This is a genomic window from Micromonospora sp. CB01531, from assembly GCF_001905095.1.
GTDB lineage: Bacteria > Actinomycetota > Actinomycetes > Mycobacteriales > Micromonosporaceae > Micromonospora.
On the sequence record NZ_LWLS01000001.1, the window covers coordinates 72,776 to 99,671 of the forward strand.

General features: G+C 72.4%; 25 protein-coding genes. 12 read left to right on the forward strand and 13 right to left on the reverse strand.

Annotation, left to right across the window (positions count from 1 at the left end):
* Positions 1-30 precede the first annotated feature (30 nt).
* A complete protein-coding gene (locus A6A27_RS00335) occupies positions 31-876 on the forward strand; it encodes a helix-turn-helix transcriptional regulator (RefSeq protein ID WP_073832303.1) in 846 nt (281 codons plus the stop codon).
* Here A6A27_RS00335 and A6A27_RS00340 read toward each other — a convergent pair.
* The gene (locus tag A6A27_RS00340; RefSeq protein WP_143193806.1) at positions 870-1,988 is read right to left on the reverse strand and encodes a hypothetical protein; all 1,119 of its coding nucleotides are present in this window, start codon (positions 1,986-1,988) and stop codon (positions 870-872) included. The genes A6A27_RS00335 and A6A27_RS00340 overlap by 7 nt on opposite strands.
* A 137-nt stretch (positions 1,989-2,125) precedes the next feature.
* Positions 2,126-2,980 (reverse strand): aldo/keto reductase, encoded by an 855-nt coding sequence (locus tag A6A27_RS00350; RefSeq protein WP_073832306.1) that lies wholly within the window; start codon positions 2,978-2,980, stop codon positions 2,126-2,128.
* A 244-nt stretch (positions 2,981-3,224) separates the two neighbouring features.
* Between A6A27_RS00350 and A6A27_RS00355 the strand changes: the two genes are divergently transcribed.
* Genes A6A27_RS00355 through A6A27_RS00370 form a run of 4 tightly spaced genes read left to right on the forward strand, consistent with a single transcriptional unit; the run spans position 3,225 to position 7,923 of the window.
* Entirely contained in the window at positions 3,225-4,853 is a 1,629-nt protein-coding gene (locus A6A27_RS00355) for a VWA domain-containing protein (protein ID WP_241825014.1), read from the forward strand.
* The gene (locus A6A27_RS00360; RefSeq protein WP_073832307.1) at positions 4,850-5,449 is read left to right on the forward strand and encodes a hypothetical protein; all 600 of its coding nucleotides are present in this window, start codon (positions 4,850-4,852) and stop codon (positions 5,447-5,449) included. The genes A6A27_RS00355 and A6A27_RS00360 overlap by 4 nt, the downstream gene beginning before the upstream one ends.
* Positions 5,450-5,458: 9 nt before the next feature.
* Entirely contained in the window at positions 5,459-6,601 is a 1,143-nt protein-coding gene (locus A6A27_RS00365) for a hypothetical protein (RefSeq protein ID WP_198940138.1), read from the forward strand.
* Positions 6,602-6,615: 14 nt separating this feature from the next.
* Entirely contained in the window at positions 6,616-7,923 is a 1,308-nt protein-coding gene (locus A6A27_RS00370; RefSeq protein ID WP_073832308.1) for a toxic anion resistance protein, read from the forward strand.
* 21 nt (positions 7,924-7,944) lie between these two features.
* Here A6A27_RS00370 and A6A27_RS00375 read toward each other — a convergent pair whose 3' ends face one another.
* Entirely contained in the window at positions 7,945-8,916 is a 972-nt protein-coding gene (locus A6A27_RS00375) for a LysR family transcriptional regulator (protein WP_073832681.1), read from the reverse strand.
* Between the two features lie 49 nt (positions 8,917-8,965).
* Between A6A27_RS00375 and A6A27_RS00380 the strand changes: the two genes are divergently transcribed.
* Positions 8,966-9,844 (forward strand): serine hydrolase, encoded by an 879-nt coding sequence (locus A6A27_RS00380; RefSeq protein WP_073832682.1) that lies wholly within the window; start codon positions 8,966-8,968, stop codon positions 9,842-9,844.
* A gap of 152 nt (positions 9,845-9,996) precedes the next feature.
* Complete coding sequence (locus A6A27_RS00385) at positions 9,997-10,992, forward strand: MBL fold metallo-hydrolase (RefSeq protein ID WP_073832309.1); 996 nt, start codon at positions 9,997-9,999, stop codon at positions 10,990-10,992.
* Positions 10,993-11,026: 34 nt separating this feature from the next.
* Here the strand turns inward: A6A27_RS00385 and A6A27_RS00390 are convergent, their stop codons facing one another.
* The 3 genes from A6A27_RS00390 to A6A27_RS00400 all read right to left on the reverse strand — a co-directional run bounded on the left by A6A27_RS00390 (position 11,027) and on the right by A6A27_RS00400 (position 13,117).
* Positions 11,027-11,578: a DUF1697 domain-containing protein gene (locus A6A27_RS00390; protein WP_073832310.1), complete on the reverse strand. Its 552-nt coding sequence runs from the start codon at positions 11,576-11,578 to the stop codon at positions 11,027-11,029.
* 94 nt (positions 11,579-11,672) lie between these two features.
* Positions 11,673-12,113 carry a Rho termination factor N-terminal domain-containing protein gene (locus tag A6A27_RS00395; RefSeq protein WP_073832311.1) on the reverse strand — a complete coding sequence of 147 codons (441 nt, stop codon included), beginning with the start codon at positions 12,111-12,113 and terminating at the stop codon, positions 11,673-11,675.
* Positions 12,110-13,117 (reverse strand): ParA family protein, encoded by a 1,008-nt coding sequence (locus A6A27_RS00400; protein ID WP_158073924.1) that lies wholly within the window; start codon positions 13,115-13,117, stop codon positions 12,110-12,112. The genes A6A27_RS00395 and A6A27_RS00400 overlap by 4 nt, the downstream gene beginning before the upstream one ends.
* A 138-nt stretch (positions 13,118-13,255) precedes the next feature.
* On the opposite strand from A6A27_RS00400, the gene A6A27_RS00405 reads away from it, so the two are divergent.
* Positions 13,256-15,343, forward strand: coding sequence for a helix-turn-helix domain-containing protein (locus tag A6A27_RS00405; RefSeq protein WP_073832313.1), 2,088 nt, complete (start codon positions 13,256-13,258; stop codon positions 15,341-15,343).
* Here A6A27_RS00405 and A6A27_RS00410 read toward each other — a convergent pair.
* From A6A27_RS00410 to A6A27_RS00415, 3 genes are all read right to left on the reverse strand, one after another.
* The gene (locus tag A6A27_RS00410; protein ID WP_073832314.1) at positions 15,282-16,421 is read right to left on the reverse strand and encodes an oxalate decarboxylase family bicupin; all 1,140 of its coding nucleotides are present in this window, start codon (positions 16,419-16,421) and stop codon (positions 15,282-15,284) included. The two genes, A6A27_RS00405 and A6A27_RS00410, sit on opposite strands and share 62 nt — an antisense overlap.
* 23 nt (positions 16,422-16,444) lie before the next feature.
* Complete coding sequence (locus A6A27_RS44050) at positions 16,445-16,618, reverse strand: hypothetical protein (RefSeq protein ID WP_158073925.1); 174 nt, start codon at positions 16,616-16,618, stop codon at positions 16,445-16,447.
* A 108-nt stretch (positions 16,619-16,726) separates the two neighbouring features.
* Positions 16,727-17,989: an Nramp family divalent metal transporter gene (locus tag A6A27_RS00415; protein ID WP_073832315.1), complete on the reverse strand. Its 1,263-nt coding sequence runs from the start codon at positions 17,987-17,989 to the stop codon at positions 16,727-16,729.
* A 414-nt stretch (positions 17,990-18,403) separates the two neighbouring features.
* Here A6A27_RS00415 and A6A27_RS00425 point away from each other — a divergent pair, with 414 nt between their 5' ends.
* Positions 18,404-20,533, forward strand: a complete 2,130-nt coding sequence (locus A6A27_RS00425) for a hypothetical protein (protein ID WP_143193807.1) — start codon at positions 18,404-18,406, stop codon at positions 20,531-20,533.
* A gap of 72 nt (positions 20,534-20,605) precedes the next feature.
* Here A6A27_RS00425 and A6A27_RS00430 read toward each other — a convergent pair whose 3' ends face one another.
* From A6A27_RS00430 to A6A27_RS00440, 3 genes are read right to left on the reverse strand one after another with little or no spacing between them, the layout of a single operon-like run.
* The gene (locus A6A27_RS00430) at positions 20,606-21,322 is read right to left on the reverse strand and encodes a YqeB family protein (RefSeq protein ID WP_073832318.1); all 717 of its coding nucleotides are present in this window, start codon (positions 21,320-21,322) and stop codon (positions 20,606-20,608) included.
* Positions 21,323-21,324: 2 nt separating this feature from the next.
* Positions 21,325-22,116 carry an ABC transporter permease gene (locus A6A27_RS00435; RefSeq protein WP_073832319.1) on the reverse strand — a complete coding sequence of 264 codons (792 nt, stop codon included), beginning with the start codon at positions 22,114-22,116 and terminating at the stop codon, positions 21,325-21,327.
* Positions 22,113-23,009, reverse strand: a complete 897-nt coding sequence (locus tag A6A27_RS00440; RefSeq protein WP_073832683.1) for an ABC transporter ATP-binding protein — start codon at positions 23,007-23,009, stop codon at positions 22,113-22,115. The genes A6A27_RS00435 and A6A27_RS00440 overlap by 4 nt, the downstream gene beginning before the upstream one ends.
* 132 nt (positions 23,010-23,141) lie before the next feature.
* Here A6A27_RS00440 and A6A27_RS00445 point away from each other — a divergent pair, with 132 nt between their 5' ends.
* The 3 genes from A6A27_RS00445 (at position 23,142) to A6A27_RS45585 (ending at position 25,815) form a co-directional block, all read left to right on the forward strand.
* A complete protein-coding gene (locus A6A27_RS00445; RefSeq protein ID WP_073832320.1) occupies positions 23,142-24,389 on the forward strand; it encodes a sensor histidine kinase in 1,248 nt (415 codons plus the stop codon).
* Positions 24,368-25,069 carry a response regulator gene (locus A6A27_RS00450; protein ID WP_073832321.1) on the forward strand — a complete coding sequence of 234 codons (702 nt, stop codon included), beginning with the start codon at positions 24,368-24,370 and terminating at the stop codon, positions 25,067-25,069. The genes A6A27_RS00445 and A6A27_RS00450 overlap by 22 nt, the downstream gene beginning before the upstream one ends.
* 374 nt (positions 25,070-25,443) lie before the next feature.
* Positions 25,444-25,815 carry a DUF234 domain-containing protein gene (locus A6A27_RS45585; protein WP_241825015.1) on the forward strand — a complete coding sequence of 124 codons (372 nt, stop codon included), beginning with the start codon at positions 25,444-25,446 and terminating at the stop codon, positions 25,813-25,815.
* A gap of 132 nt (positions 25,816-25,947) precedes the next feature.
* Here the strand turns inward: A6A27_RS45585 and A6A27_RS00460 are convergent, their stop codons facing one another.
* A complete protein-coding gene (locus tag A6A27_RS00460; RefSeq protein WP_073832322.1) occupies positions 25,948-26,721 on the reverse strand; it encodes a D-Ala-D-Ala carboxypeptidase family metallohydrolase in 774 nt (257 codons plus the stop codon).
* Between the last annotated feature and the right edge of the window lie 175 nt (positions 26,722-26,896).

Consider the following 26,896-nt stretch of genomic DNA (forward strand, 5'->3'; position numbering starts at 1 on the left):
GGCGGCCGGGGTTGCGGCACGCTGGAGGGCATGACGAGCCTGCGCCGCGATGAGCTGGCCGACTTCCTGCGCACCCGCCGCGCCCGGTTGCGCCCCGCCGAGGTCGGCCTGCCCGAGGGGGTACGCCGCCGCACGCCGGGCTTGCGCCGGCAGGAGGTCGCCCAGCTCGCCGGCATGTCCATCGACTACTACATCCGGCTGGAGCAGGGCCGCGGCCCGCACCCGTCCCGTCAGGTACTCGCTGCGCTGGCCCGGGCGCTGCTGCTCGGCCGCGACGAGCGGGCGTACCTGTTCCGGATCGCCGGGGAGAGCCCGCCGGAACCGGTCGGGCCGAGCCGGCAGGTGCCGCCGGGGCTGCGGCACCTGCTGGACGCGATGACGGAGACGCCCGCGTACCTGGTCGATGCCGCGTACGAGGTGCTGGCGTGGAACCGGCTGGCCACCTGGTTCGTTGGCGAGCTGTCGGCGGTGCCGGCCGACGAACGCAACATGATCCGCTGGATGTTCGGACGGGAGGTTCCTGAGTCGCACTGGACCGACCCGGAGACGCTGCGCTTCGCCCGTACCACGATGGCCGACCTGCGGGCCGCGTACGGCCGTTACCCGACTGACCCGGCGATCGCCGGGCTGGTCACCGAGCTGCTCGGGGTGTCGCCGCGGTTCGCGGCGCTCTGGGCCGAGCACGAGGTGGGGGAGCGCCGCCCCACCGTCAAGCGGGTGGCCCATCCGGAGTTGGGCCCGTTGGAGTTCGAGTGCCGGGTGTTGCAGGTCCCGGAGACCGACCAGCGGCTCATCGTCTACGTCCCCGAGCCGGGCTCGCCGACCCAGGCGGCCTTCCGCCGGATCGGCGAGCGGCGCACGGCAGCCCGTCAGTAGCCGGTGACGAAGGAGCGGGTGGCGGTCTGCCCGTTCCAGGTGGCGGTGAGGGTGCCGGTCGCGGACGGTGACAGGTCGGCCGCTCCGGTGATCGGGAAGACGGCACCCGGGCTGCCCGCCGGGATGTCGACGGTCGTGGGGACGCTCACCCCGGCCAGGTCGACGGTGAGCCCCACCTGGGTGCCGTCCGGGTTCGGGGTGGTTCCGATGCCCACCACGCCGGTGACCGTGCTGCCGACGCGGACGAAGCTCGGTCCGGCGGCGAAGGTCGGTGGCACCGCAGCGACGCGTGCGCTGTCCCGAGTGCCGCCCAGGTACGCGCCGGGGTTCCCCTCGTTCGGTGCGCCATCGCCGTAGACGGGCGCGGTGAAGCTGACCGTGGTGGCTCCCTCGGGCACTACGACCAGCGGCGGCACACTCACTCGCACACCGCCGTACGCGCTGTTCGACCAGAGATCCACGTTGAGGCCACCGGCCATCGCCGGGGCCGTCAGCTCCACGGTCCCGGTCACGGTCTGCCCCTCGATGACGACTCGCTGGTCGAACCGCAGGTCCTTGACCCCCTGCACCGCCGGATCAGCCGGTACGACGGTGACCTTCCCCGCGGGGACGAGGTTCTGCCCTGGGGCCTGAGCGTGGAGGGTCCTGACTTGTGTCTGTGCCACGCTCGCGGCGAGCCGGATCGGGAAGCTGACGCTGCTGTGCCCTGGCGGCACGTAGACCCTGCTTCCCACGAACCGCGTGTAGACCACGTCCGCGTAGAGCCAGACCCAGATCCCGCCCGCTGGCGCCGGGCCGGAGAGCGTGACGGTCTGGGTGGCAAGCTGCCCGGCGGTGATGGTCGACGGGCTCACCGTGCCGCCCGACACCCCGGGCGTGATGGTGCTGCTTTGCGTGGGCGTCGGGCTGGGGCTGGCGGTCGGGCTTCCCGTCGGGCTTGGGCTTGCGGTCGGGCTCGGGCTGGCAGTGGGGCTCGGGCTTGCGGTGGGGTGTGGGCTCGGCTTGCCGGGCCGGCCGCCGGGCGCGGCGCTGGCGCCGATGGGGGCGATGGTGAGCAGCGCCGCCGCCACCGCGGCGGCGCCGACTGGTCGGAGCAGAGAGGACAGTCGCATCCGGGACCCCGTTCGTGAAGACAGTGGTCCCTTGACCCAACCCGCCTCGCCGGCCGCGTTCCAGCCCGGCGGGCCCTCCGTAGCAGTCTCGTAAGAAGTGGCGAAAGAGCGGCCGCTTTAGGGGCCCTACCGCTCGGTCAGCTCGGTACGTAGTCGAAGGTGTCCGGGTTCGGTCCCTGTCGGCCGGCCTCGCCCTGGCCCAGGCCGCCGATCCGGTCCATCGTGGCGTCGTCCAGCTCGAAGTCGAAGATCCGGAAGTTCTCCTCGATCCGCTTCGCCGTGGTCGACTTCGGGAAGACCACGTCGCCGCGCTGGATGTGCCAGCGCAGCACCACCTGGGCCGGGGAGCGGCCCGACTCCTCGGCGATGTCGATCATCGTCGGGTCGTTCAGCACCTTGCCCTGGGCGATCGGGGACCACGCCTCGGTGATGATGTTGTGCGCTTGGTCGTACGCGCGGACCTCCTCGTTGCCGAAGTACGGGTGCGCCTCGATCTGGTTCACCGCCGGCATCACCTGCGCCTCGGCGGCCAGCCGCTCCAGGTGCGCCACCTGGAAGTTCGACACGCCGATCGACTTCGCCCGGCCGTCGCGCTGAAGCTCCTCCAGCACCTGCCACGTCGAGACGAAGTCCCCGTCGTACCGCGTGGGGAGCGGCCAGTGGATGAGGAACAGGTCGAGGTAGTCGAACTTGAGCGCCTGCAACGTCGACTCGAACGCCTTGCGGGCGTCGTCGGGGCGGTGGAAGCCGTTGCTGAGCTTGCTGGTGACGAAGACCTCGCCGCGGTCCAGTCCGGAGGTGCGGACCGCCTGTCCGACCTCGGCCTCGTTGCCGTACATCTGGGCGGTGTCGATGTGCCGGTAGCCGACCGCCAGCGCCGTGCCGACGGCCTGCGCGGTCTCCGGCGGCGGGACCTGGAAGACCCCGAAGCCGAGCTGCGGGATGGTGTTGCCGTCGTTGAGTGCGATGGTCGGAACGCCGTTCGCGGCCATGAAAGCCTCATCTCCCATCGTCGGGGGTACCCGGAAGCGCTTCCACGCCCTCGCCCGGGGCCATGCCACCAGGTTCTCCTACCCGATCGGGGCCGTTCCTCACGACGAGCCGACGGTGATCCGCGACAAACGATCATGACACCTGGAGTTCACCCAAGGTTGGCCGTCCCGTTGGTTTACCGGTGCTACCAACGACCTCGATCCGCCCGGATGCGGATTTCCACCGAACAGGAGCGGGGTGCAGGTGCGGGCCAAGAGACTCACGGCGCTGGCTGTGGCGGTGCTGGTGCTGATCACCGGCTGCACGACGGACGGGCCGACGACGCGGCGGACCGACGGGCCGGCCACCGGCACCCTGCGCATGGTCGCCGGCAGTGAACAGCAGGCCGTCGTCGACACCGTCGTGAAGCCGTGGTGCGCCGAGCGGCACTACCGGTGCGAGGTCACCTTCAAGGGTTCCGTGGACCAGGCCCGGATGCTCGCCTCCGGCAGCGCCGACTTCGACGCGTACTGGTTCGCCTCCAGCGTCTTCCTGCAACTGGGCGACCGGGCCAGCGCGCTGCGCGACGTGCAGCCGATGTTCCTCACCCCGGTCGTCTTCGCCGCCTGGCGCTCCGAGATGGACAAACTCGGCTTCGCCGGCCGCTCCGACGTGCCGATCGCCGACATCCTGCACGCCGTCGAATCGGGGCGGACCAGGGTATGGATCACCAACCCCACCCAGTCCAACTCCGGAGCCACCGTGCTCTTCGGCTTCCTTAACCACTTCGCCGGCAACGGCCCAGGCACCCCGCTCACCCAGCAGCAGCTCGACTCGCCCGCCGTCGAGCAGGGCGTCACCCGGTTCGTCAAGGCGATGGACCAGACCCCGCCCTCCACCGGCACCCTGATGACCGAGTGCCTCGCCCGCCCGGACCAGTGCCGGGCCATGTTCACCTACGAGGACCTGGTCATCGAGAAGAACACCGAGCTGGTCAAGGCCGGCCGGGAACCGCTGATGGTGGCGTACCCACGGGGCTCCCTCGCGGTCAGCGACGCGCCGCTGGGCTTCCTGCCGCACGACGGCAACGACAACGCCCACCGGATCTTCACCGAGCTGCAGAACCACCTGCTCAAGGACCCCGGTGCGCAGGCGGCGCTGCTCAAGCTGGGCCGCCGCCCCGCCGCCGGCGTCGGACTCACCCTCGACAACCCCGACCCGGCCGTGTTCAACCCGGCCTGGGGCATCCAGGGCACCATCAACGAGCAGGCCATCCAGTTCCCGTCCGCCCCGGTCATCCAGGCCGCGCTCGACCGATACCAGACCCGCTACCGCCGGCCGGTCGCCGTCTACTACTGCCTCGACGGCAGCGGTTCGATGGGCGACAACGACGGGTGGACCGGCATCCAGGCCGCCGCCGGGCAGATCTTCGACCCCGAGCAGGCCGCCCTGAACTTCCTGCAGACCCACCCGAAGGACACCACAACCGTCAGCATCTTCAACGGCGACATCACCGGCGGCAGCCCGTGGACCGTACCGGGCAACGACCCCGCCGCACTGCGCGACCTGGTCCGCAAGGTCACCGGCTACCGGCCCGACGGCGGCACCGACATGTACGCCTGCCTGCTCCGCGCCGCCGACGAACTGGCCCGGCCGCAGCCCGACGACCGCAAGCGGCTGGTCGTGCTGATGACCGACGGCCAGTCCGACAGCAAGCGGCGCGCGAAGGCCCTGGCCGCGCTACGGTCGGCCGGCGTGCCGGTCGTCGCCATCGCCTTCGGCCGCGGCGCCGACCCCACCCAGCTCCAAGAGGTCGCCGACGCCACCAACGGCACCTTCGTCCGGCAGGACGACCTGGTGGCGGCCCTGCGGCAGGCGGCGGGGTACAAGTGAGGCACCGGCTGGCCGCGCCCGTCGCCCTGGCCGCCGCGGTCGGCGCCTTCGCGCTGGTCTTCGCCCTCACCGGCAGCCTGCTCTGGGCGCCGCTGCTCGCCGCCGCCGTCGCGCTCGGGCTCTACCTGATGCTCGACGACCGCTCCACCGCCCGGGTGGCCACCGACAGCTACGCCGACGAGGCCGACGACCGGGTGGGCGAGGCGCTGCGCGTGCTGCGCGACGTCGAGCGACTCGCCCGGGACGTACGCAGCCCGGCGGCCCGCCAGGCCCTGGACGACGCCTGCCGGTACGTCCCCGAGCTGTTCGAGCGGGTCCGCGACCGCTCACCGGACAGCCTCTACTCCACCGCCGCCCAGGTCGGCGGCCATCTACGCAGCCTCGACGGCGCGGTACGCCAGTACCTCGACATCCAGCGCCAGCCGGTGCTCTACCACGACCCGGAGACGCTGCGCCGCAACGGCGAAGCCGCGTTCCGGCGCTTCGCCGACTTCGCCCTGGACAGCGTCCGGCTGGTCAACCAGGGCGACATCGCGCAGTACACCGCCAACCTGGACACCGTCGCCCCACCCAGCCTGCCCGACCTGGGCCGATAAGGAGTCACGTTGAGACTGCCCAGCGCCCGGTTCCTGATCGGGCTGGTCACGGTGATCGCCGTCTGCGTCGTCGCGGCGCTGCTCTGGCGCCGCTCCGCGGACACCCCGGCGACCGCCGGCCCACCCACCACCGTCACCTGCGTGGGCGGCTCCGAGAAGTCCGAACTGATGGCCGACAGCGAGGTCAAGCGGATCCTGCGCGAGGACTACCGGCTGGCAGTCGCCTTCCAGCCGCTGGGCTCCTACGACCAGGTGCAGCTGAGCACCGACGAGATCAAGGCCCGCAAGCTGGACTGCCTCTGGCCCTCCAGCGCCAGCGCCCAGAGCGTCTTCGAGGCCCAGCACGCCGGAGCCTTCCCGGACTACCGGGCGGAGAACCTCCTCCAATCGCCCGAGGTCATCTACGCCGGACCGCGCGGCACCGACGCGCTCCTGCGCAAGGGCATCGTGCAGCGCCGCGGCGACCGGTACTTCGTGGTCGACATGAAGGCCCTGCTCCTCGACCACGTCGTGAAGCGCGGCACCTGGGAGGCGATCGGCGCGGCCGACCTGCGCGGCCCGATCACCGTGGCCAGCACCGACCCCGCCAAGTCCAACAGCGGATTCACCCTGGCCCAGCTCCAGCTCAACATCATCGCCACCGCCGACGGGTTCTCCGCCCCGAGCCTCGCCCAGGCGCGCCGGGCTCTGCCCACCATGCGCGCGCTGCACGACGCGCAGGGCCTGCAGTCCCGCAGTTCCGACTCGGGCTTCCGGGAATGGCTCACCCAGGGCGGCGAGTTCAAGGCCCCGCTGTACGCCGGCTACGAGAACCAGATCATCCAGCAGGTGGTGCAGAGCGGCGACAACAGCGCCAACCTGCTGAAGAACGTCCGGGTGCTCTACCCCGACCCGACCATCTACAGCGACCACCCGGTGCTCGCCCTCGACCCGGCCGCCGGCCGGCTCATCGACGCGCTCAAGGACCCGAAGATCCAGGACATCGCCTGGCAGCGGTACGGCTTCCGCTCGGCGGTGCAGGTCGGCGCGAACGACGTCACCGACTTCCCCGACATCGGGCTCGCCGACCAGCTCCGGGCCGCTCCCGCCCCCGCCGCCGACGTGACGCTCGCGCTGCTCAGCTGCATGAAGGACGCCACCACCTGCAAATGAAGGGACCCCACGCCATGAACGAGGGACTCCAGATCGACTTCGGCAGCATCGTCGGCGGCCCGGCCGACCCGCCCGCCGGCGCCGCCGACGCGGCCATCACCACCGCGCTGGCCACCGCGGAACCGAAGACCTTCTCCTGCACCACCCTGCTCACTCCGGCGCAGCGGACCCAGGCCGAGCAGGCCGCCCGCCAGCTCTACCCGACCATGCTGGCCAACACCGAAGCCCTGGCGAACTTCGGCAACCAGGCGTTGGACCAGGTCAACGCGCAGGTCAGCCGGATCTTCCGGGAGGTCGGCCGGGTCGACATCCCGGAACTGACCAGCATCATGCACGAGATCAACGACCGGATGCGCAGCTTCCGCCGCAAGTACGACCCGAGCGACCCCAAGGTGCGGGAGACCTTCACCAAGTTCTCCGACGCCATTCGGGGCCTGTTCCGCAAGGGGCGGGACCTGCTGGAGATGCTGTTCGAGGAGGCCCGGACCGTCGAGCAGCAGCTCGACCGGGTCGCCGGGCAGCTCAGCGACAAGCAGTTGCAGCTACGCCGCAACGTGGTGCTCTGCGACGAGCTCTACAAGGCCAACGAGGCGGCCATCGGGCAACTCGTCGGCGTCATCGCGGTGATGGAGCTGATCCGCGACGCGGCGCTGGCGGACGCCAGGTCGATCACCGTCACCCCCGGCGCACCCGACGAGCGGGACCAGCAGGAACGACTCTCCCTGGTCACCGAGTTCGCCCAGGCGCTGGAGGTGCGGATCAACGAGTTCCAGCAGCGCCTCTTCGTCGCCTGGTCCACCTCGCCGCAGGTGCGCAACATCCGCACCCTCAACTACGGGCTCGGCCAGCGTCTCGCCCTGCTGATGAACCTCACCATCCCGACGATGAAGCTCACCATCGCCCAGTGGGCGCTGCTGTTGCAGGCCAACCAGGCCGCCGACATGCAGCAGGCGGTCGCCGACGGCGCCAACGACGTGCTGTCGGCGTACGCGGCGGCGTCGAAGACGGCCGTGCCGCAGATCGCCCGGGTGATCCAGACCCCCACCGTCCGCCCGGAAACCATCCTGGAGGTGGCCGAGTCGATCGACGCGCAGGCCCGGGGCATCGAGGACGCCGTCCGCTACGGCCAGCAGAAGCGGGCCGAGGTGGTCACCGCCATCGTCACCGCGAACCAGTCCATGTCGGAGTCCGCCCAGCGGCTCAGCCGGACCGTAGTCGACCTGGTCACCCGGGCCAAGGAGCCGGTGGCGCTGCCCGCCGGGCCGCAGCTTCCGACGGCCGTGCTGGAGCAGGCCCCGGCAGTCGTCCCCGCCCCGCGCTGACCGGCGGGTCACCGGCCGGCGTCAGCCGGCCGGTGACTGGCCCGCCTCGAACAGCACCGGCCACGGGCGGGCGGCCGACGCGACCGCCGCCGGCCCGGGCGGCGGCTCGACCACCGCCAGCACCTCGGCCGCGAGCTGGGCGAACATCGGCGCGGCGGGATGCGGTGCCCGGTCCGGCCAGGCCGCCGAGGTGCGCTTCACCAACGGCGCGCCGGTGAGCGGCCGCCAGGCGATCCGCGGTTCGCGGCGCGCCACTGCCTCCGGCTCGACGGCCACCGCCCCGCCCGCCAGCAGGAGCCCGAACAGGAACTCCGGGTTGCGGGCGTGCCGGACCCGGGCGGGCACGAAACCGTGCCGCCGGCACACCGCCAGGACATGGTCGTGCCAGCCGGGTGCGGTGGCCCGGGGTGCGGTGATCAGGTCCAGCCCGGCCAGCCCGGCCAGGTCCACCTGCCGGGCCCGGGCCAGCGGCGACGCCCGCGGCAGCAGCACCCCCACCGGCACATCGACCGCCGGACCGAACCGCAACCCGACCTCCTCCACCGGGTGGTGCAGCAGGCCGACGTCGAGCCGCCCCTCGCCCAGCATCCGCCGCTGCTCGGCGCTGGTCAGCTCGTGCAGGTCGACGTCGAGCCCGGGCGCCCGGGCGGCGAGCCCGTCGAGCAACGCGCGCAGCATCACCGCCGGGGTCTCCGGCGGTACGCCCGCCCGCAGCACACCCAGCGCGCCCCGGCGTACCTGGTCCATGAGGTTGCGCAGCCGCTGCTCCCCGGCGAGCAGGTCGTCGGCCTCGCCGAGCAGGAGCTGACCCGCGGTGGTCAGCCGCACCTGCCGCCCGGACCGGTCGAACAGGGCAACTCCCAGCTCCCGTTCGAGGCGCTGGATCGACTGGCTCAACGGCGGCTGCGCCATCCCCAGCACCTCGGCCGCCCGCCCGAAGTGCAACTCCCGGGCCACCACCACGAAGTGCCGCAGGTGTCGCAGCAGATCCACGTCCCGCACCCTACGCCCGCCCCCGACGGCCCCTGGTTAACGTGTGTCGGTGACAGCGGGGGAGCAGGTCGGGGCGATCTTCGAGCGGGCGGGCATCAGCGGCAGCCTGCACGTGACGGACGTGGACGACGGCAGCCGGCAGGTGGCGGTCCGGGCGGATGATCAGGTGGTCATCGCCTCCGTCTTCAAGATCCTGCTGGTGCTGGAGTTCGCCCGGCAGGCCGTCGCCGGGCAGCTCGACCCGGTCGAGCGGGTCCTCGTGCGGGCCGCGGACCGGCTCGGCGGCTGGGGTGTCGCCGGCTGCGCCGACGACGTCGAGGTGTCGCTGCGCGACCTCGCCTACTTCGCCATGTCGGTCAGCGACAACACCGCCGCCGACCTGCTGCTGCGCCGGATCGGCCCGGACGTGCTGCCGATGCTCGCCGCCGAGCTGGACCTGCCGCGTACCCGCATCGTCGGCGGACCCCGGCAACTGGTCGAGACCATGCTCGCCGACGTCGGCGCCCGCACCGAGGCGGAGTTCGCCCGGATCTTCCCGACCCTGCCACCCGAGCGGATCCGGGCGATGCGCGTCTTCGACCCCACGCACACCACGTCCAGCACCGCCCGGGAGATGACCCGGCTGCTCGGCCTGATCTGGCGCGACGAGGCCGGCCCACCGGCCGCCTGCGCGCTGGTCCGGGAGTTGATGGGCCGGCAGCTCTTCTGGACCCGGCTCGCCGCCGGCTTCCCGCCCGGCGTCCGGGTGGCCGGGAAGACCGGCACCCTGCCCGGCCTGCACCTGGAGGCCGGGGTCGCCGAATATCCCGACGGCGGCCGGTACGCCGTGGCGGTCTTCGCCCGCACCGAGCGGCTGAGCACCCGGAACATCGACGTGGACCTGGCGATGGGCGAGGCGGCCCGGGTCGCCGTCGAGGCGCTGCGCTGAATTTCGGCCGCACCCCGGCCGAAGGCGACCCGTTGAGCTGCGGTGATATGCGAATGCATATCGACCGTGCCGCTGTTCGATCTTGGACAGGGCGAACCGGCCGATGGTGGGCTGGTGCTACCGATCACCGACCGCACGGGGGAGGACCCACCATGCCCGAGAACCGCTCGTACGACCGTCGCCGCTTCCTGCGCGACGCCGCGGTCGGCACCGCCGCCGTCTCCGCCGTCGGCCTCGGCGCCGGCGCGCTCGCCGGGCCGGCCCAGGCCGCTCCGGCGACCGCCGCGCCGCTCACCACCACCGGCGCCCGCCGCTCCCGCCCGGTCAGCTTCCGCTGGTGGGGTACGTCCGGCTGGCGGATCGACATCGGTGACCGCACGGTGCTGGTCGACCCGTACCTGAGCCGCTTCGACACCGGCCTGTTCACGGGAAAGTTCGATCAGGACACCCCGTTGGAGGTGAACACCGAGATTATCGACTCGCTGGTGGACCGGGCGGAGAACATCTTCGTCACGCACACCCACTGGGACCACTTCAACGACGTGCCCCACATCGCCGGCCGGACCGGCGCCCGGGTCTTCGGCACGCTGACCGCGTACCACCTGGGGCTGGCGTACGGGCTGCCGTCCGGCAAGCTCGCCCCGGTCAAGGGCGGCGAGGTGCTCGACTTCGGCGACTACACGGTCGAGGTGATCAGCTCCCTGCACAGCCGCAACGCATCGTGGTCGATGGCCTTCCCCGGCGTACGCCTCACCCCGCCGCCGAAGCCGCAGACCATCGCCGACCTGCCCGAGGGGGACACCCTGGCGTACCAGATCCGGATCGCCGACGGCCCGGCGGTGTTCTTCATGGGGGCGAGCGACCTCAACGAGCGCAACCTCGCCGGGCTGGCCCCCGACGTGGCGATGGTCGCCTCCGCCGCCACCACCTCCACCGCCGACTACGTGCCCCGGCTGATGGCCGCACTGGACTACCCGAAGGTCGTGGTGCCGGTGCACTGGGACAACTTCGAGACCAGGCTGACCAACCCGCCGACGGTCGCGGAGAGCGACCGCAAGCGCCTCGACGACCTGATCGCCGCGGTGCGCAAGGTGTCGCCGCGCAGCCGCGTGGTGCTGCCTGAGTACCACACCGCGTACCACTTCTGACGCCGGCCGCGGCGGGGCCCGGCGGCTCCGCCGCTCAGCCCTCGGTCAGGTCGCGCAGGGCCAGCACCGACTTCCAGTTGCGGGTCGTCGCCACCACCCCCAACTTCTTCTCCAGGTACGCGTTGGTGAACTTCGTCCGCCCGTAGCCGCCGTCCGGGAAGTGCAGGTGCAACTCCCGACCGATCACCGCGTACTCAAGGTGCTCGCCGGCCGGCACGGTCAGGTCCTTGACCTTCGCCGCGGTGGGCTTGGCCGACAGGAAGGCCACCAGCACCCGGGTCGGGTCGTCCTGCTTCCCCGCGTACGGGCTGGCGTCGGCGACCGCCGCCAACTCGCCGCCGTCGCGGACCAGCACCGGCACCCGCAACCCGAGCTCGTCAGCGAGCTTGCGCTCGATGCCCTCGGCCAGGATCTCGTCCTTCGTCGGTGGGCTGGTGAAGACCACGTTGCCGCTCTGCAGGTACGTCTTCACGTCCTCGTGGCCGAGGTCGGCGACCAGGCGACGCAAATCCGCCATGGCGAGCCGGGTGCTGCCGACGTTGACGCCCCGCAGCAGGGCGGCGTAGCGGTTGCTGCCGTCGGCCATCCTGGGCCTCCTCGCGTCGGCGTCACTGGCGCCCAGCCTAGGGCCCTCGGCGCTGCCCGGCTGGCTTGTGCCAGGGGCGCCGCGACGTCGCGGCTCACCGCTGGCGGATGGCGGTGGAGTTGAGCCGGAAGCCGATGGTGCGCTCGACGATCCGCTCGACCAGCTCCATCTTCCGCAGCCCGGCCACCCCGCGCAGCCCCACCCGGGCGGCCAGCGCCCGCAGTTCCCGGGTCGTCCACGACCCCAGGTACGCCGTACCGTCCTCGCGCCGGGACATCGCGGCGAGCGCGGCCTGGGCCCGCTCCACGTCCTGGATTTTCCCGCCCGGTGGCGCCGCCCGTCCGGCGGCTGCGGGTGCACTGCCCCTGTTCCCCGGCGTCGGGGCGACGCCGGGGGCGGGCGGCGCGGGGTCGGCGGCGGCCGGGAGCAGCGCGAGCCGGGCGCGTCCTGCAGCCAGGTCGGCCACCTCCGCCGCGGACAGACCGCCGAGGAACGCGGCCACCCGGGCCAGCACGGCGAGGGTCGGGTCGCTCATGCGTCTGCCCCCGTCGCGCCGCTGGTGACGGGGGCGGCGGGGGTTGCCGCGCCGTTGGCGGCGGGGGAGGAGGGCGTTGCCGCCGAGGCGGGCTGGAGGTGGGCCAGGAACTCGGTGGTGATCTGACGCAGCTCCTCGCGGACCGCCGGCGCGGTGACCCGGTCTCGCAGCACCACCGGCACCCCGCGTGGCGTGTTCGTGGCGAACAGGGTCACGTTCTCCCGCAGCGCGGTGGGGAACACCGGCACGCCCAGCGCGCGTACCTGGTCCATGTAGCCCTGGTGCGCGGCGATCGGCTGCTGCGCCATCAGCTGGATCATCGTGAACACCACGCCCGCGATGTCCGGGGCGACCTTGTGGTGTCGCCGGATCTTGGCGAATCGGCGGGAGTCCGCGTTGTACCGCTCGACCAGTTCGCGGACGTTGCCGTGCAGGTAGTCGATGCCGAGGGTGGACAGGTAGTCGGCCTTCGCCGGGATGAGCAGGTGGTCGCTGGCGATGATGGCCGACTGGGTGACCACGTTGAAGTTCGGCGGGCAGTCGATGAGCACCAGGTCGTACGGGTCCAGCGCCGGGTCGTGCAGCCCCTGGTCGAGTGAACCGCGGACCCGGAACAGCTCGGCGTCGTACTCGTCGCCGTCGGCGACGCCCCGGGCCAGGGCCAGGTCGATGTCGACCAGCTGGAGGTGGGACGCGATCAGGTCGAGCCGTCCCGCGCCCTTCAGCTGGGCGTTCGCCGGGCCGGGCGAAACCACGAGCTCCCCGAGGGTCGCCGCCGGGGTGTCCCCGCGTAGTCCGTCGTACCAGCGCTTGACCGTCCGCTCGTCGCGCAGCCGGTCCCGCCAGTCGTCCGGCTCGTAGAAACTGAACGTCAGGCTGGCCTGCGGATCGAGGTCGATCAGCAGTACCTTCATCCCCCGGTTGGCCAGCTCGGCCCCGAGGTTGGCGGTCATGGTGGTCTTACCCACCCCGCCCTTGTAGTTGATTACCGATACGACGTACACCTGTACCTCCCCGACCCGGAACGGTAACGGGCGGGCCGGCATCCCGTGCTACCTCCCCGGCTCTCCGGCGTCACCGTTCCGAGCGGCTTTCACCTAGAACGCCCGCCCCGGTGCGGCAGCCGTGGTTGATTCGGTGCCGTGGCTGAACCACCGGAAGCGGCCGGCCCGCACCACGACGATCCACCGTCGACCGCCGCCGAACGGTCGGTGACCAGGGCTGTCGCGGTCGCGTTGGGCCCGTGCCGGCTGGGATACGTCCAGCGGTTGACCGGGCTGCCCGCCCCCGAGGTCGCCGACGCGGTGGTGGCCCTCACCGCCCGTGGCGTGCTCACCGACGACGGGGACGGGCTGACCGTCGCAGCGGCGGTACGCGACCGGCTGCTCGGCGGACTGCCCCGGTCCCTCCTCGGCGACCTGCACCGGCGGGCCGCGCGGCTGCTCGCCGACAGCGACCCGTCCCGCGCCGCCGACCACCTGCTGTCGGCCGTGTGGGCGACCGGTGAGGCGGACCCTGAACTGGTCGACCAGCTCGCCACCGCCGCCCCGGTCGACCCGTCGACCGGGGCGGACCTGCTGCTCGCCGCACTGACCCGGGCCGACGCCCGGACCCGGACCAGATGGCTGCTCACGGCATCCGACCTGCTCGTCCTCGCGGGACGGTCCACCGAGGCGCTCGACCTGCTCTCCGCCGAACTCGCGGCCGACCGGGCCGGCGGTACGGAGCGGGCCCTGCTGCTCGGCCGGCTCGGGGCCGGACATGCGGCCCACCGCCCCTCCATCGCCCTCGACCAGCTTCGTCGGGCCCGCAGCGAGCACCCGTCCGGTCCGGAACACCGCGGCTGGCTGCTCGCCACCGAGGCGTCGATCGCGTGCCTGGTCGGCCATCCGGACGCCGACGGTCTGCTCTGCGGGGCGGGCCGAGCGCAGGCCGCCCATCCGTCGCCCCCGGCGGGCGTACGGCTCGTCCTAGCCCGGGCCGCCCGAGCGATCTCCCTCGGTGCCGTCCACACCGCCCGAGACCTCCTCGCCACCGTCGATCCGAGCCGACCGGCGGTACGCGGGGAAGCCGCGGCCGTCCGGACCGAACGGATCACCGTCCAGCTCGCGCTCGGCGCGTACGAGGACGCGGCGGTCGCCCTGGACACGGCGTACGCCGACCTCCCCGCGGCGGCCCGGCCGGCCCTGGCGGCGCTGTCCTGCCTGCGGTTGCTCGGCGTCGGGGAACTCCTGGAGGCCGACGCGCAGGCCCGGCTCACGCTGGACCGACCGGCCGGCCCGCTCACCGACGAGGCGCGCGCCGCGCTGCTCGCGGTCCGCGCCGAGGTCGCGTACCGCCTCGGGCGCCCGGAGGCCGCCCGGACACTGATCGACCGCGCGCACCCCGAACGGCCCTGGCCCGACAACGTGCCGTACGCGCCGCTGCGCTGCGCGGCCGCCGCCGACCCCGACCCGCTGCGCCACCCCGCGCTGATCCGCACCGCCGCCGAAGACCTGGCCCGGTCGGCCCGTCCGGTGCTGCTGGCAGCCCAGCACGGTCCTCGCCTGGTCCGGGCGCTGCTGCTGCTCGGCGACCTGCAGCGGGCGCGGACGGCCGCCGGCCACCTCACGCGGGTGGCCGACCGGACCCCGGTGCCGCTCTGGCGCGGCCTTGCCGGTCACGCGGACGCCCTGGTCCGCCGCGACCCGGAGATGCTGCGGGCCGCGGTGCGGGCGTTGCGGACCACCGGCGCCGGGCCGGCGCTCGCGGACGCCCTCCTCGACCTCGCCCGCTCGCCCCGGGTCCGGCTGGCGGAGGCCCGCGCCGCCGGCGAGGAGGCGGCGGCGCGGTACGGCCGCACAGGCGCGGTGGGCGACCAGGCGCGCGCCGAGCGGTGGCTGCACCGACTCGACCTGACCCGTCGCCGCTCCGCCCCCGAGGCACCCGGGCACGGCCTGGCCGCGCTGACCGCCCGGGAGGCTGGGATCGCCGAACTGCTGGCGGCCGGGGCCACCAAACAGCAGGTGGCCGGCCGGTTGTACCTGTCGTTCCACACCGTCGACACCCACCTGCGCGCGATCTACGCCAAGCTCGGCATCCGCAGCCGGCTGCAACTGGCCCGGCTGTGGGACGGCCGGGAGCGGCCCGCCGCGGGGGCGGACCGGGTCCCGGCCGCCCCCGCGCGGCTCAGCGGACCACCGGGCGCTTCTCCTTCGGCAGCGCCTCGATCATCTCGCGGGGCAGGTTGATGGTGTCCGAGATGACCTCGGCGGGCGTGTTGGCCATCCACTGGGCGAGGGAGATGTCCTGGAAACGGGGGTTGCGGAACATTTCCAGGAACACCAGTGGCTCGTCGCCGAGGTTCTCGATGTAGTGCCCGTAGGCGAACGGCACATACCCCACGTCGCCGGCCCGGAAGTCGAACGTCCGGGCCACCCCGGTGCTGGCGAACACGCCCATCCGGCCCTGTCCGGAGATGTAGTACTGCCATTCGTCGTCCGTGGGATGCCAGTGCAGCTCGCGGAGGCCACCCGGATCGATCTCCACGAGGGCCGCGGAGATGTCGGTCGACGCCGCGAAGTTGGTGGTGTCCGCGATCCGGACCGAGCCGCCGGGAAAGCGGTGCGGCGCCTGGGCGCGCAGCCGGTGCTTGAAGCTGCGCGGCACGTCACCGGCCGGGCTCACCACCCGGTCCTCGGTCAGGGGTGGGGGAAGCTCGCCCTGGAAGATGTACTTTTCCCGCTCCGGCAGGGCATCCAACTGGTCGACCGACCAGCCGAAGTTCTTGGCCACGACGCTCTTCGGCACGTGCGCGAAGAAGTCGCTCATCAGGAAGGTGTCGTTCTCCGAGAACAGCCCGTCGTCGAAGACCAGGAGGAACTCCACCCCGTCGGCGAGCGCCTGGATGTGGTGCGGCACGCCCTTCGGAAAGAACCACAGGTCACCCTGCTGCACGTCCTCCAGGAAGTTGCGGCCCTCGTGGTCGACCGCGCCGATCCGGCAGCTGCCGTTGATCACGTACGCCCACTCGGCCTGCTTGTGCCAGTGCAGCTCCCGGTACGCCCCGGGTTCGAGAGCCATGTCGACGCCGGCCAGCTCGGTGGCGATCGGTAGCTCCCGCTGGGTGACCTCGCGGGCCCAGCCGCCCTGCTCGATGCGGGTGTGCGCGTTGGAGAAGGAGAAGCGCAGGTTGGGCACGGTGCCGTGGTCGGTCGGCGGCGGGACGAGCAGGTCGGGGTTCTGCCGGTCGAGCATCACGTTGCGCGGACTGGTGTCCGGCCTGCCGCCATCCGCGCGTACCGGCTGTGGTGCGGTGTCCTGGGCCATGGTGGTCAGCTCCTTCGATCGGTTCAGTGGTGTGGGACGTGTCGGGGCGCCGGCAGCCAGAGCAGGGCACGGGCGGCGGCCGGCCCGTGTCGGAGCGCCACGGCGACGGGGATGCCGAGGCAGGTGAGCGCGACGGCGGCGGCCGCCCACGGCGAGACCCCGGCACCCAGCCCGGCGGCTGAGAGCAGGAGCAGCACCCCGAGCTTGAGCCGCAGGGCGGCCAGCGGCGCTGCCCGCCGGACCGGGCCTGACGGCGGGTCGGGTGATGAGTGGGTTCCGGGTGGTCATCGGTCCTCCGGCAGTGGTCAGGCGAGGAGCAGCAGCGGCAGCGCGCAGCCGACCGCGGCCACCGCCGCCCCGGCGGTGGCGGCCACGCGGGTGGTCAGCGGAGCGTTGACCAGCGACCCCATCACGGCCCGGTCCCGGCAGAACCAGACGAGGAGGAAGAGCGCGACCGGTACGCCGAGCGAGAGCACCACCTGGCTGGCGATCAGCAGTCCGGTCAGCGGCGCCCCGAGCAGCAGGGCGAGCACGGCGGGCGTGATGGTGAGCAGGCGGCGCAGCCGTACCGGGATGCGGCGGGCCAGGAAGCCGTCCATCACCACGTCACCGGCGAGGGTGCCGACCCCGCTGGACGACAGACCCGAGGCGAGCAGGGCGATGCTGAACAGCAGCGCGGCACCCCCGCCCACCCTGGTCAGCAACACGCTGTGGGCGGCGACGATGTCACCGGTCCACCCGCCGCCGCTCGCCTCGTGCAGGCCGGCGCCGAGTGCGATCATCGAGACGTTCACGACGGTGGCCAGCCCGAGCGCCGCGCCGCAGTCGATCCGTAGGGCGCGCCGGATGAGGGCCGGCGAGCGTCGCGCCGCCTCGGCGGGTCGGCCGCCGGTACGGACGATCGCAGAGTGCAGGTAGACGGCGTGCGGCATCACGGTCGCGCCGACGATGCCCATCGCCAGCAGCACCGACTCCGTGCCGTCCAGGCGGGGGGCCAAGCCGTGCAGGGCGGCGGTGGCCGACTGGTGGCCCACCGCGTACAGGTTGTAGAGGAAGCCGGCCCCGACCGTCAGTAGCGCGGCGGCGCTGATCAGCTCGAGGCGGCGGGCCCGGCCACGCCGCCGCAGCTCCAGCATCAGCAGGGAGAGGACGCCGGTCACCACCGCAGCGAGGCCGACCGGCATGCCGAACAGCAGCCGCATGCCGATGGCCGCCCCGACGAACTCGGCCACGTCGGTGGCGAGGACGACCACCTCGGCCTGCACCCACAGGGCTCGGCTCGCCCAGCGGGGGAACCGCTCCCGGCTGAGCTGCGGCAGGCTCTTTCCGGTCGCCGCGCCGAGCTTGGCCGCCTGGAACTGCACCAGCACCGCCACCAGGCTCGCTGCCACCACCACCCAGACCAGCAGGTACCCGGAGGTGGCCCCGGCGGTCAGGTTCGTGGCCACGTTGCCGGGATCGATGTAGGCGATGGCGGCGACGAAGCCCGGCCCCAGCAGGGGCGCGACGCGGGGCCGGGCGGGGATTGCGGCCCGTCCGGTGGGCCGCAGCTTCTGGATCGTGGTCATGCCGCTGATCGTCCGGCCGGGTCGGCCAGCCACACATCACGCGATCGCGGGGTCTGTTTTCGCCACCGCCCGGCCAACTCCGGGCGGTGCCGGCGACCCGGCGGACGCACCGAGCCCCGTCGACCCGCTCGCTTCGGGGGCGCTCGGCATCGCCGGCTCCTGGCCGAACTGGCCGTCGATCGACCTCGATGGCGTACGGATGGTTCGTGCCAACCGTCCGTATGACGGGATGCGTCACCCGATCGTGTCGTACTTGTGACCTGCTGCCGCTTCGCAGCGCACTGTCCCAAGTGGTTGCCTGAAGCCAACATCCCCTGGTCAAAAGCTGCTCGGTGCAGCATCCACCGGGGCGACCCTGTTACCCGACGGCGGTGGCCGGCGCTGATCACCGCCTCACCAGCAGGAGGAATCCGCGTGCTATTGAAACGACCGAGCCGGATCGCGGCGGCGGTGGCGGGCGCCACCGCGCTCGCCTTCACGGTCTCGGCCCCGGCCCAGGCCAACGATCACGAGAACCTTCCCGGCGAGCCGACCATCACGTTGCCGATCAACGACAGTGCGGCGGGCGGCACCTACAACCAGGACTTCACCCGGGTGTACGCCAACACCACGCCCGACGGCACCCCGGTCTACATCTACGTCCCGAAGGGCACCCCGCTCGACGGCACCGCGCCGGCCGGCGTGGCCAGCCTCGACCCGAAGTTCGATCACAACCCGGGGGACGCGTTCACCCCCTGCGCCACCGCCACGGCGGCGCAGTTCACCCTCACCCAGGCGCAGATCAACTATGTCGGCGACAAGCTCGCCAACCAGATCGTCGCGGTGGACGAGGAGCACTTCGGCCCGATGGACGCGGCCGACCCGGACGAGCCGGCCAGCGACTCGCTGGTCATGGTGCTCTACAACATCCAGGACGACGCGTACTACGACTGCGCGGTCACCTCGTACACCGCCGGCTACTTCGCGCCGGACTTCATCCAGACCAACGGCATGAACGTCATCGTGGTCGATGCCCTGGACTGGGCCAACCGGGTCGGTCCGAACGACTCGCCGTGGCGCGACAACAACCCGGCCAACGACCGCCCCGAGCTGTACGAGGGCACCGTCGCGCACGAGCTGCAGCACCTGCTGCACAACTACAGCGACCCGGGCGAGCTGTCCTGGGTCGACGAGGGCCTGGCCGACTTCGCCATCTTCCTCAACGGGCTGGACGCCGGCGGCTCGCACCTGAGCAACCAGCAGGTCTTCTACGAGGAGACCTCGCTGACCCGGTGGGGCAGCACCCTGGCCAACTACGGCGCCTCCTTCACCTACTTCCAGTACCTCTGGGAGCAGGCCGGCGGCAACGGCGACGGCACCTACACCCCGGACAAGCAGTACGACGGCAAGGCCGGTGACCTGCTCATCAAGAAGATCTTCGAGGAGCAGGCCGACGGCATGACCGGCGTGCAGAACGCCATCGACAGCTTCAACGCGGCGACCGGCGCCCACCTGCGCAGCGCGGCCGACCTGTTCCGCGACTGGTCGGTGGCGGTCTACCTGGACGACGAGAAGTCGCCGATCTACGACATCAAGGCGTTCGACTTCGGCGACCCGGCGGACACGTCCTGGACCATCGACATCGCCGACGACGTCTTCTGGAGCGGCCGGGGCCACTACCAGGGCGCCACTCCGGAGGCCAAGTGGGCGCGGCTGAAGAACCGCCCCGACACCACCGCCGTGCCGTTCGGCATGTCCGTCGAGCGGTTCCGCAACCCCGGCCCGACCGTGGCGCTGGCCTTCGACGGCGACGACGAGACGGTGATCGCGCCGCACACCGGCACGACCCACTGGTACGCCGGGTACGAGAGCCAGGACGACAACATCCTCGACGTCGACACCTCCGGCGGCGTGACCTCGCTGGACTTCTGGAGCTGGTACTTCATCGAGGAGGGCTGGGACTACGGCTTCGTCGAGGCCCTGGTCAACGGCAACTGGGTGACGGTGCCGGTGCGCAACGACGCCGGTCAGGTCGTCACCACCAACGACGACCCGCACGGCAACAACGAGGAGGGCAACGGCCTGACCGGCACCTCCGGCGGCCGGTACTTCGTGGACGACCCGGCCTACCTGCACCTGACCGCCGACCTGCCGGCCGGCGCGACGGACGTCCGGTTCCGGTACTCCACCGACGCCGCGTACATGGACACCGGCTGGTTCGTCGACGACGTTCGGGTCAACGGCGCCGATGCGAACCTCACCTCGGCGGCGGGCAACTGGTTCGCCACCAGCGGCGTGCAGGACAACAACTGGACGGTCCAGGTGGTCAGCCACTGCGACCTCACCCCGGGCGTCACCTCGCCGGGGGAGACCACCGACGGCGCGGGCAACTGGGTCTACCGGACCACCGGCGACCAGTTCACCGCCAGCGGCCTGAAGACGAAGTGCGCCAACGGCAAGCAGGACGACTTCGCCGTCCTGATCTCCAACCTGCCGACCGGTGACCTCACCTACCTGGACGCGGACTACACGTTCCGGGTGACCAACACCGGCAACGCGAAGTAAGTTCCGTACCCCTTCGGGCCCGCGCCGCACGTCGGCGCGGGCCCGTCGCCGTCGGCCGTCACCGGCCACCCGCTAGCGGCGGTCGCCGTCCCGGTCGGGCTGGCCCGGCACCAGCCGCCAGTACTGCCGCTTCCCGTCGTCGCGGACCACCACCCCAAGCCGGCCCAGCTCTTCGCGCAGCTCCCGCACCTCGCCGCCACGGTCGGCCTCGACCGCCCGCTGCCGGGCCCGCAGCAGCGCGTCCGCCCCGGCCGGCAGCCCCGGCAGCCCCTCCACCCAGCGCCGGTACGCCGCCCGGTGCGGGTCCTGCTCCAGCCACGGCCAGCCCTGCCCGGTGAACGCGGCACGCAGCCGGCCCTGGTCCAGGTCGGACTTCTCCCGGGCCAGTTCCCCACCCTCGGCGTCGAGCAGCACCAGCGCCTTCCCGTCCAGGAAGACCCCCGCGACCCCGGCCCGGGCGACGTCCCGGCCGTGGCCGTCGCGGTGCAGCCGCACCCCGGTCCGGCCCACCGTCACGGTCAACCGCTCCCGGGTGCCGAGGTAGGCGACGACCAGCCCGACCAACGCCAGCGCCGCCGCGCCCCCGGCGTACGCCCGCTCGTCGGGCAGCCGGGCCAGCAGCCTGAACCAGCCCTGGAACGGGAACCAGGGCAGGCCGGCAAGCCAGCCGGACGCGGCCGTGAGCGCCGCGCCCAGCCCGGCCCCGAGCAGCGGGAACCCGGCCCACATCAGCACCAGCTCCCCGGCGCCGCCGCTGACCACCGCCTCGCCGTACCCCCGCGTGGTCATGGTCAGGACACCTCCCGCCGTAGCGTCCGGACCAGCCCGGCGGCCAGCGGTAGGACCATCCACACCAGCAGCGACACGGCCAGGCGTGCCCACTGCCCCGCGGTGACGTCGGGCCCGAACAGCGGCTCCATCGTCACCCCGGTGTCCAGCCAGCGGGCGGGTCCGCGCAGCGCCGAGATCATCCCGCCGAGGATCGACCAGAGGGTGGGCAGCAGCAGGTAGGTGACGATCGCCAGCGGCGTGTTGAGCAGCAGCAACCCGAACCCCGCGCCCATCAGCACGCTGACGACCTGCAGCACGGCCGCGTGCAGGAGCATGGACCCGTCGAACGACCAGTCGCCCGCGCCGCCGGTGGCCCGCGCGAGCAGCGTGGCGACGGCGGCCACGGCCAGGCTGACCAGCACCGACCCCAGCGCGGCCAGCACCATCGCGGCGAGCTTCGCGAAAACGACCCGCTCCCGCCTGGGCACCAGGGTGAACGTGGTCAGCGCGGTCCGCTGCGACCACTCGGCGGTGATCGACAGAATGCCCAGCACCGGCAGCAGCAGCCCCACCGGTAGCAGCGACGGGACGAGGAAGTCGGCGAAGTTCTGCTGCTCCTCGCCGAGGACGAAGAGCTGCACGGTGACGATGCCGGCGGCGACCAGACCGATGGTGATCAGCAGCCAGTATCCGGCCCGCGTGTCGGCGAGCTTGCGCAGCTCCACCCCAGTCAGCCGGGCCAGCGACGGCTGGTGCCGCTCGGCCCGGCGGGTGACGGTGGGCGGGGCGGGTGCGGGCGTGGTGGTGGTCATCGGGCGTCCTCCCGGGTCGGCGCGTCGGAGGTGAGGGAGAGGAAGAGCTGTTCGAGGCCGGAGCCGCTGGCCGGTCGCAACTCGCTGAGGGCGACGCCCGCGTCGGCAGCGGCCTGCCCGACCGCCTCGGCCTCGGCCCGCACCAGCAGGCCGTCGGTGACCTGGTCGGCGTCGAGCCCGGCCCGGTCCAACGCGACGCGCAACGCACCCTGGTCGCGGGCCCGAACCAGGGTGCCGGCGCCGGCAAGCAGCTCGTCCTTGCCGCCCTGGGCCACCACCCGGCCGTTGCCGATCACGACCAGCCGGTCGGCGACCGCCTCCACCTCGCGGAGCAGATGCGAGGAGAGCAGCACGGTGCCGCCCCGGTCGGCGAAGTCGCGCAGCAGGCCGCGCATCCAGAAGATGCCCTCCGGGTCGAGACCGTTGGCCGGCTCGTCGAGGATCAGCACCCGGGGGTCACCCAGCAGGGCCAGCGCCAGGCCGAGCCGCTGCCGCATCCCCAGGGAGTACGCCCGGACCCGGCGCTTCGTCGCGGGCCCGGTCAATCCGACCAGGTCGAGCTTCGCGGCGACCTCCCGTCGGTCCACGCCCATCGTGCTCGCGGCGACGGTCAGCACCTCCCGACCGGTCCGCCCGACGTGCTGCGCGGACGCGTCGAGCAGGACGCCGACCTCCCGGCCGGGGTTGCCCAACTGCCGATAGGGCAGCCCGGCGACGGTGGCGCTGCCCGAGGTCGGCGGGGTCAGGCCGCAGATCATCCGCATGGTGGTGGACTTGCCCGCGCCGTTCGGGCCGAGGAAGCCGGTCACCGTGCCCGGCTCGCAGCGGAACGAGACATCGTCGACGGCCGGGAGCGGGCCGTAGCGCTTGGTCAGGTGGTCAACCTCGATCATGCCGGTAAGCCTGCCCGCGCCACCCGGCCACCCGCAGCGGCCGGCGGTCGGCATCGCCTCGACCGAGGTCTACGCTCAGATGTCGACTTTGGTCGCTGGTCCGGCTCGCCGATGCCTGCCTAGCATGAGGGCGTGACCAGCAGTGCCGTGCCCGAGCACCCCTGGCTGTTGCCGGGGGCGCTGACGCTGAACCCGGCGGCGGGAGCGCGACCGCGACGCACCACGCGGGACTGGATCATCGACAGTCTGTGCTTCCTGCTCGGCCTCGGCTGGGTCCTGCTCGCCACGGCCGATGCGGCCTCGCCGGACCCGGAGATGGCCGAGCCACTGGCGCAACCGTGGATGATCCCGGCCGACGCGCTGCTCGGGCTGGCCTGCTGCGTCCTGCTCTGGGTGCGGCGCCGGTGGCCGCTGGGCCTGGCCGTCGCGACCCTGCCGTTGACCCTGTTCTCGTTGGCGGCCGCGGGTCCCCTGTTGATCATCTACTTCACCGTGGTGGTGCACCGCCGGACGGCCGTCGCGCTGGGGGTCACCGCCGCCGGCCTGGTCACCAACCTCGCCTTCAACTACCTGCGCCCCGAGCCCTCCATGCCGTACTGGGCGGCCACCGTCTGGGGCGTGGTGCTCAGCTTCCTCGTGCTCGCCTGGGGGATGTTCGTGCGGGCCCGCCGGCAGCTGGTCGTGTCGTTGCGGGAGCGGGCCGAGCGGGCCGAGACCGAGCAGCAGCTGCGGGTGGCGCAGGCCCGACAGCTGGAGCGCACCCGGATCGCGCGCGAGATGCACGATGTGCTCGCCCACCGGATCTCCCTGCTCAGCCTGCACGCGGGCGCTCTGGAATTCCGTCCGGACGCACCGCCGGAAGAGGTGGCGAAGGCGGCCGGGGTGATCCGGGGCAGCGCCCACGCCGCCCTGCAGGACCTGCGCGAGGTGATCGGCGTGCTCCGCGCGGAGACCGGCGCGGAGCAGATTCCGGAACGTCCGCAGCCCACGCTGGCGGACCTCGCGGCTCTGGTCGAGGAGTCGCGGGCGGCCGGGATGCGGGTCGATCTGCGCGATCGGGTGACCGCGGCGGAACGAATGCCGGCGGCCCTCGGGCGGAGTGTCTACCGGATCGTGCAGGAAGGCCTGACCAACGCCCGCAAGCACGCCGCCGGGGCCGCGGTCACGGTGGAGCTGATCGGCGGGCCCGACGCGGGGCTCACTGTCGAGATCCGTAACCGCTGGCCGGTCGGCGGGTCCAGTAGCCCCGAGCTGCCGGGTGCCGGGACCGGCCTGGTCGGCATCGCCGAGCGGGTCAGCCTGGCCGGCGGCCGCCTGGAGTACGGGCGCGACGACTCGGGCGACTTCCGGCTCGCCGCCTGGCTGCCGTGGCCGGCGTGAACGCCGCCGCGGAACCGGTGCGGGTGCTGATCGTCGACGACGACGCGCTGGTCCGGGCCGGCCTGTCGATGATCCTCGGCGGGGTGTCGGACGTCCGGGTCGTCGGGGAGGCGGCCGACGGCGCCGAGGTGCCGGCCGCCGTCGAGGCGTACGTGCCCGACGTGGTGCTGATGGACATCCGGATGCCCCGGGTGGACGGGCTGGCCGCCACGGAGGCACTGCGGGCGCTGCCCCGGCCGCCCGAGGTGCTGGTGCTGACCACCTTCGACGCCGACGACCAGGTGCTGCGGGCCCTGCGCGCCGGTGCCGCCGGTTTCCTGCTCAAGGACACGCCACCCGCCGAGATCGTCCAGGCGATCCGCCGGGTCGCGGCGGGGGAGGCAACCTTGTCGCCGACGGTGACCCGCCAGCTCATCCGGCACGTGACCGCCGCCGCGCCGGCCGAGGTGGGCGCGGACCCCCGGCGGGACCGGGCGCTGCGGCTGCTGGACGGGCTCAGTGAGAGGGAGCGGGAGGTCGCGGTCGCGCTCGGACAGGGCCGGACCAACGCCGAGATCGCGGCGGAGCTGTTCATGAGCGTGGCGACCGTGAAGGCGTACGTGTCGCGCCTGCTGACCAAGCTCGAGCTGAACAACCGGGTGCAGGTGGCGCTGCTCGTCCACGACGCCGGCCTGGTCTGAGCGGCACCGGCCCGGACGCCGGGCGGATTGCTATCGTTCTTGGTTGTATCACTGGCGAAAGTAGCGCGGGAGAGTTCCCCCCGCAGTCCCAAGCCGACCTGGTATTGCGGGCCATCGGCGCCGGAGAACGGACCTTCTCCCTCATCGCGCGAGCCGCCGGGGACCTGCCGCAGGCCTCCCTCAATCGCGCCCTGCGACTACTGGTCGCCAAGCGCATCGTGGAGGTGGCCACCCCTCTCCACCCGGCCGTCCCGGGAGACGCGTTACTCGGTGGCCGACTCCTACCTCCGCTTCTGGTTGTCGTTCCTCGGCCCTCACCAGACCGAGATCGAACGGGGACGGGGTGATCTGACCCTGCGCCGGATCACGACCTCGTGGACGCCCGGCGGGGACGGGCGGTGGAGCCGGTGGTGCGGGAGTCGTTGCGCAGGCTTCCCGCCGATGACCTGCCGGGGGACACAGCCGTGGTCGGCGGCTACTGGACCCGTACCAATGATCCGGAGATCGACCTGGTCGGCGCGGACCGAGCACCGGTCGCCCGCCAGATCACCTTCGTCGGGTCCGTCAAGTGGCTGGAGAACCGGCCCTTCGACGCCCATGACCTGGGCCGGTTGCTCATGCACCGCTCCCGGCTGCCCGGTGCGGACGAGCATGTCCCGCTGGTGGCGGTGTCCCGGTCCGAGGCAGCTATGAACGGTGTATCGATCATCTCGCCGGAGGAACTGCTCGGCGCATGGCGGGATTGACGACAGCTCCGGCCGCGGCGTGGCGTCACGCACTCCGAGCCGGAATGGCGCCCGGGGCGACGCCGACGGCGGCCCGGCCGCAGGGCCCTCCACCCCTGCGTCGGGCCGCCGTCGACATCGACTTCGCCCTGGTCAGACCCCGCAGCGTGCGGCGGACCAGGTGGTCGTGTTCGCGCTCTTGTCGGCGTTGTTCTCCCGGCGTGCGTCCACGTGGACCTGGTTGCTGTGGCCCGGGTAGCCGGGGCCGAAGATGCCGCTGAAGCCGTGGCTGCGGGCCTCCCGGGCGATCCGGCACAGCGACGAGGTACGCGAGGTCAGGTCGGCCGCGTTCCCGTAGAGGTGCTGGCTGTCCGACGCGCCGCCGACGCGCCGGTTGCAGGTGAAGCTGCGGAAGCCGCTGTTCACGTGGAGGGGCTGATCGCCGAGGCTGTGGCGCAGCGCCTCCAGCTTCCACATGAGCCGTAGCGCGTTGGTCCGGGTCGCGCTCGCGGAGAGCGGGCCGCCGGTCCAGCCGCCGATGCCGCAGCCGTTGTCCAGCTCGGTGTAGCTGAAGTGCTTCGGCGTGCAGTCGTTGTCCTGCAACTCGTAGAGCTTGGCGAAGGTCTGCGGGCCGGCGGTGCCATCGGCGCGCAGCCCGTACGCCGACTGGAACCGCCGGACCGCGGCGGCCGTCTCGGAACCGTACCGGCCGTCGACGCGGACGATGTTCCGGTACGCGGCCCAGCCGGCCACCCGGATCTGCAGCTGGCGGACGTCCTCGCCGGAGCGCCCTTGGGCGAGGGTGCGGTTCCAGGTGTAGCAGCCGTCGGCGTGGGCCGGCGGCGCGGCGACTACCGTGGCGATCGCGGCACCGGGCAGAGCCAGCGCGAAGGCGACAGCGATCCGTTTCAAGGTATGGACGCGCACAGATTCCTCCTGATTGGAGTGCGATTGGGGCGCGATCAGGGCATCGAGCGGGACGTCCCTGGCTCATCCACCTTGGCACCCTTTCAACCCAACAGCAGGCATTTACCCGAATTCGACTCATAACCGCACGTAAAGGCCTGTTTATGCAAATTGCACCAATCCTGGGAAACATCCA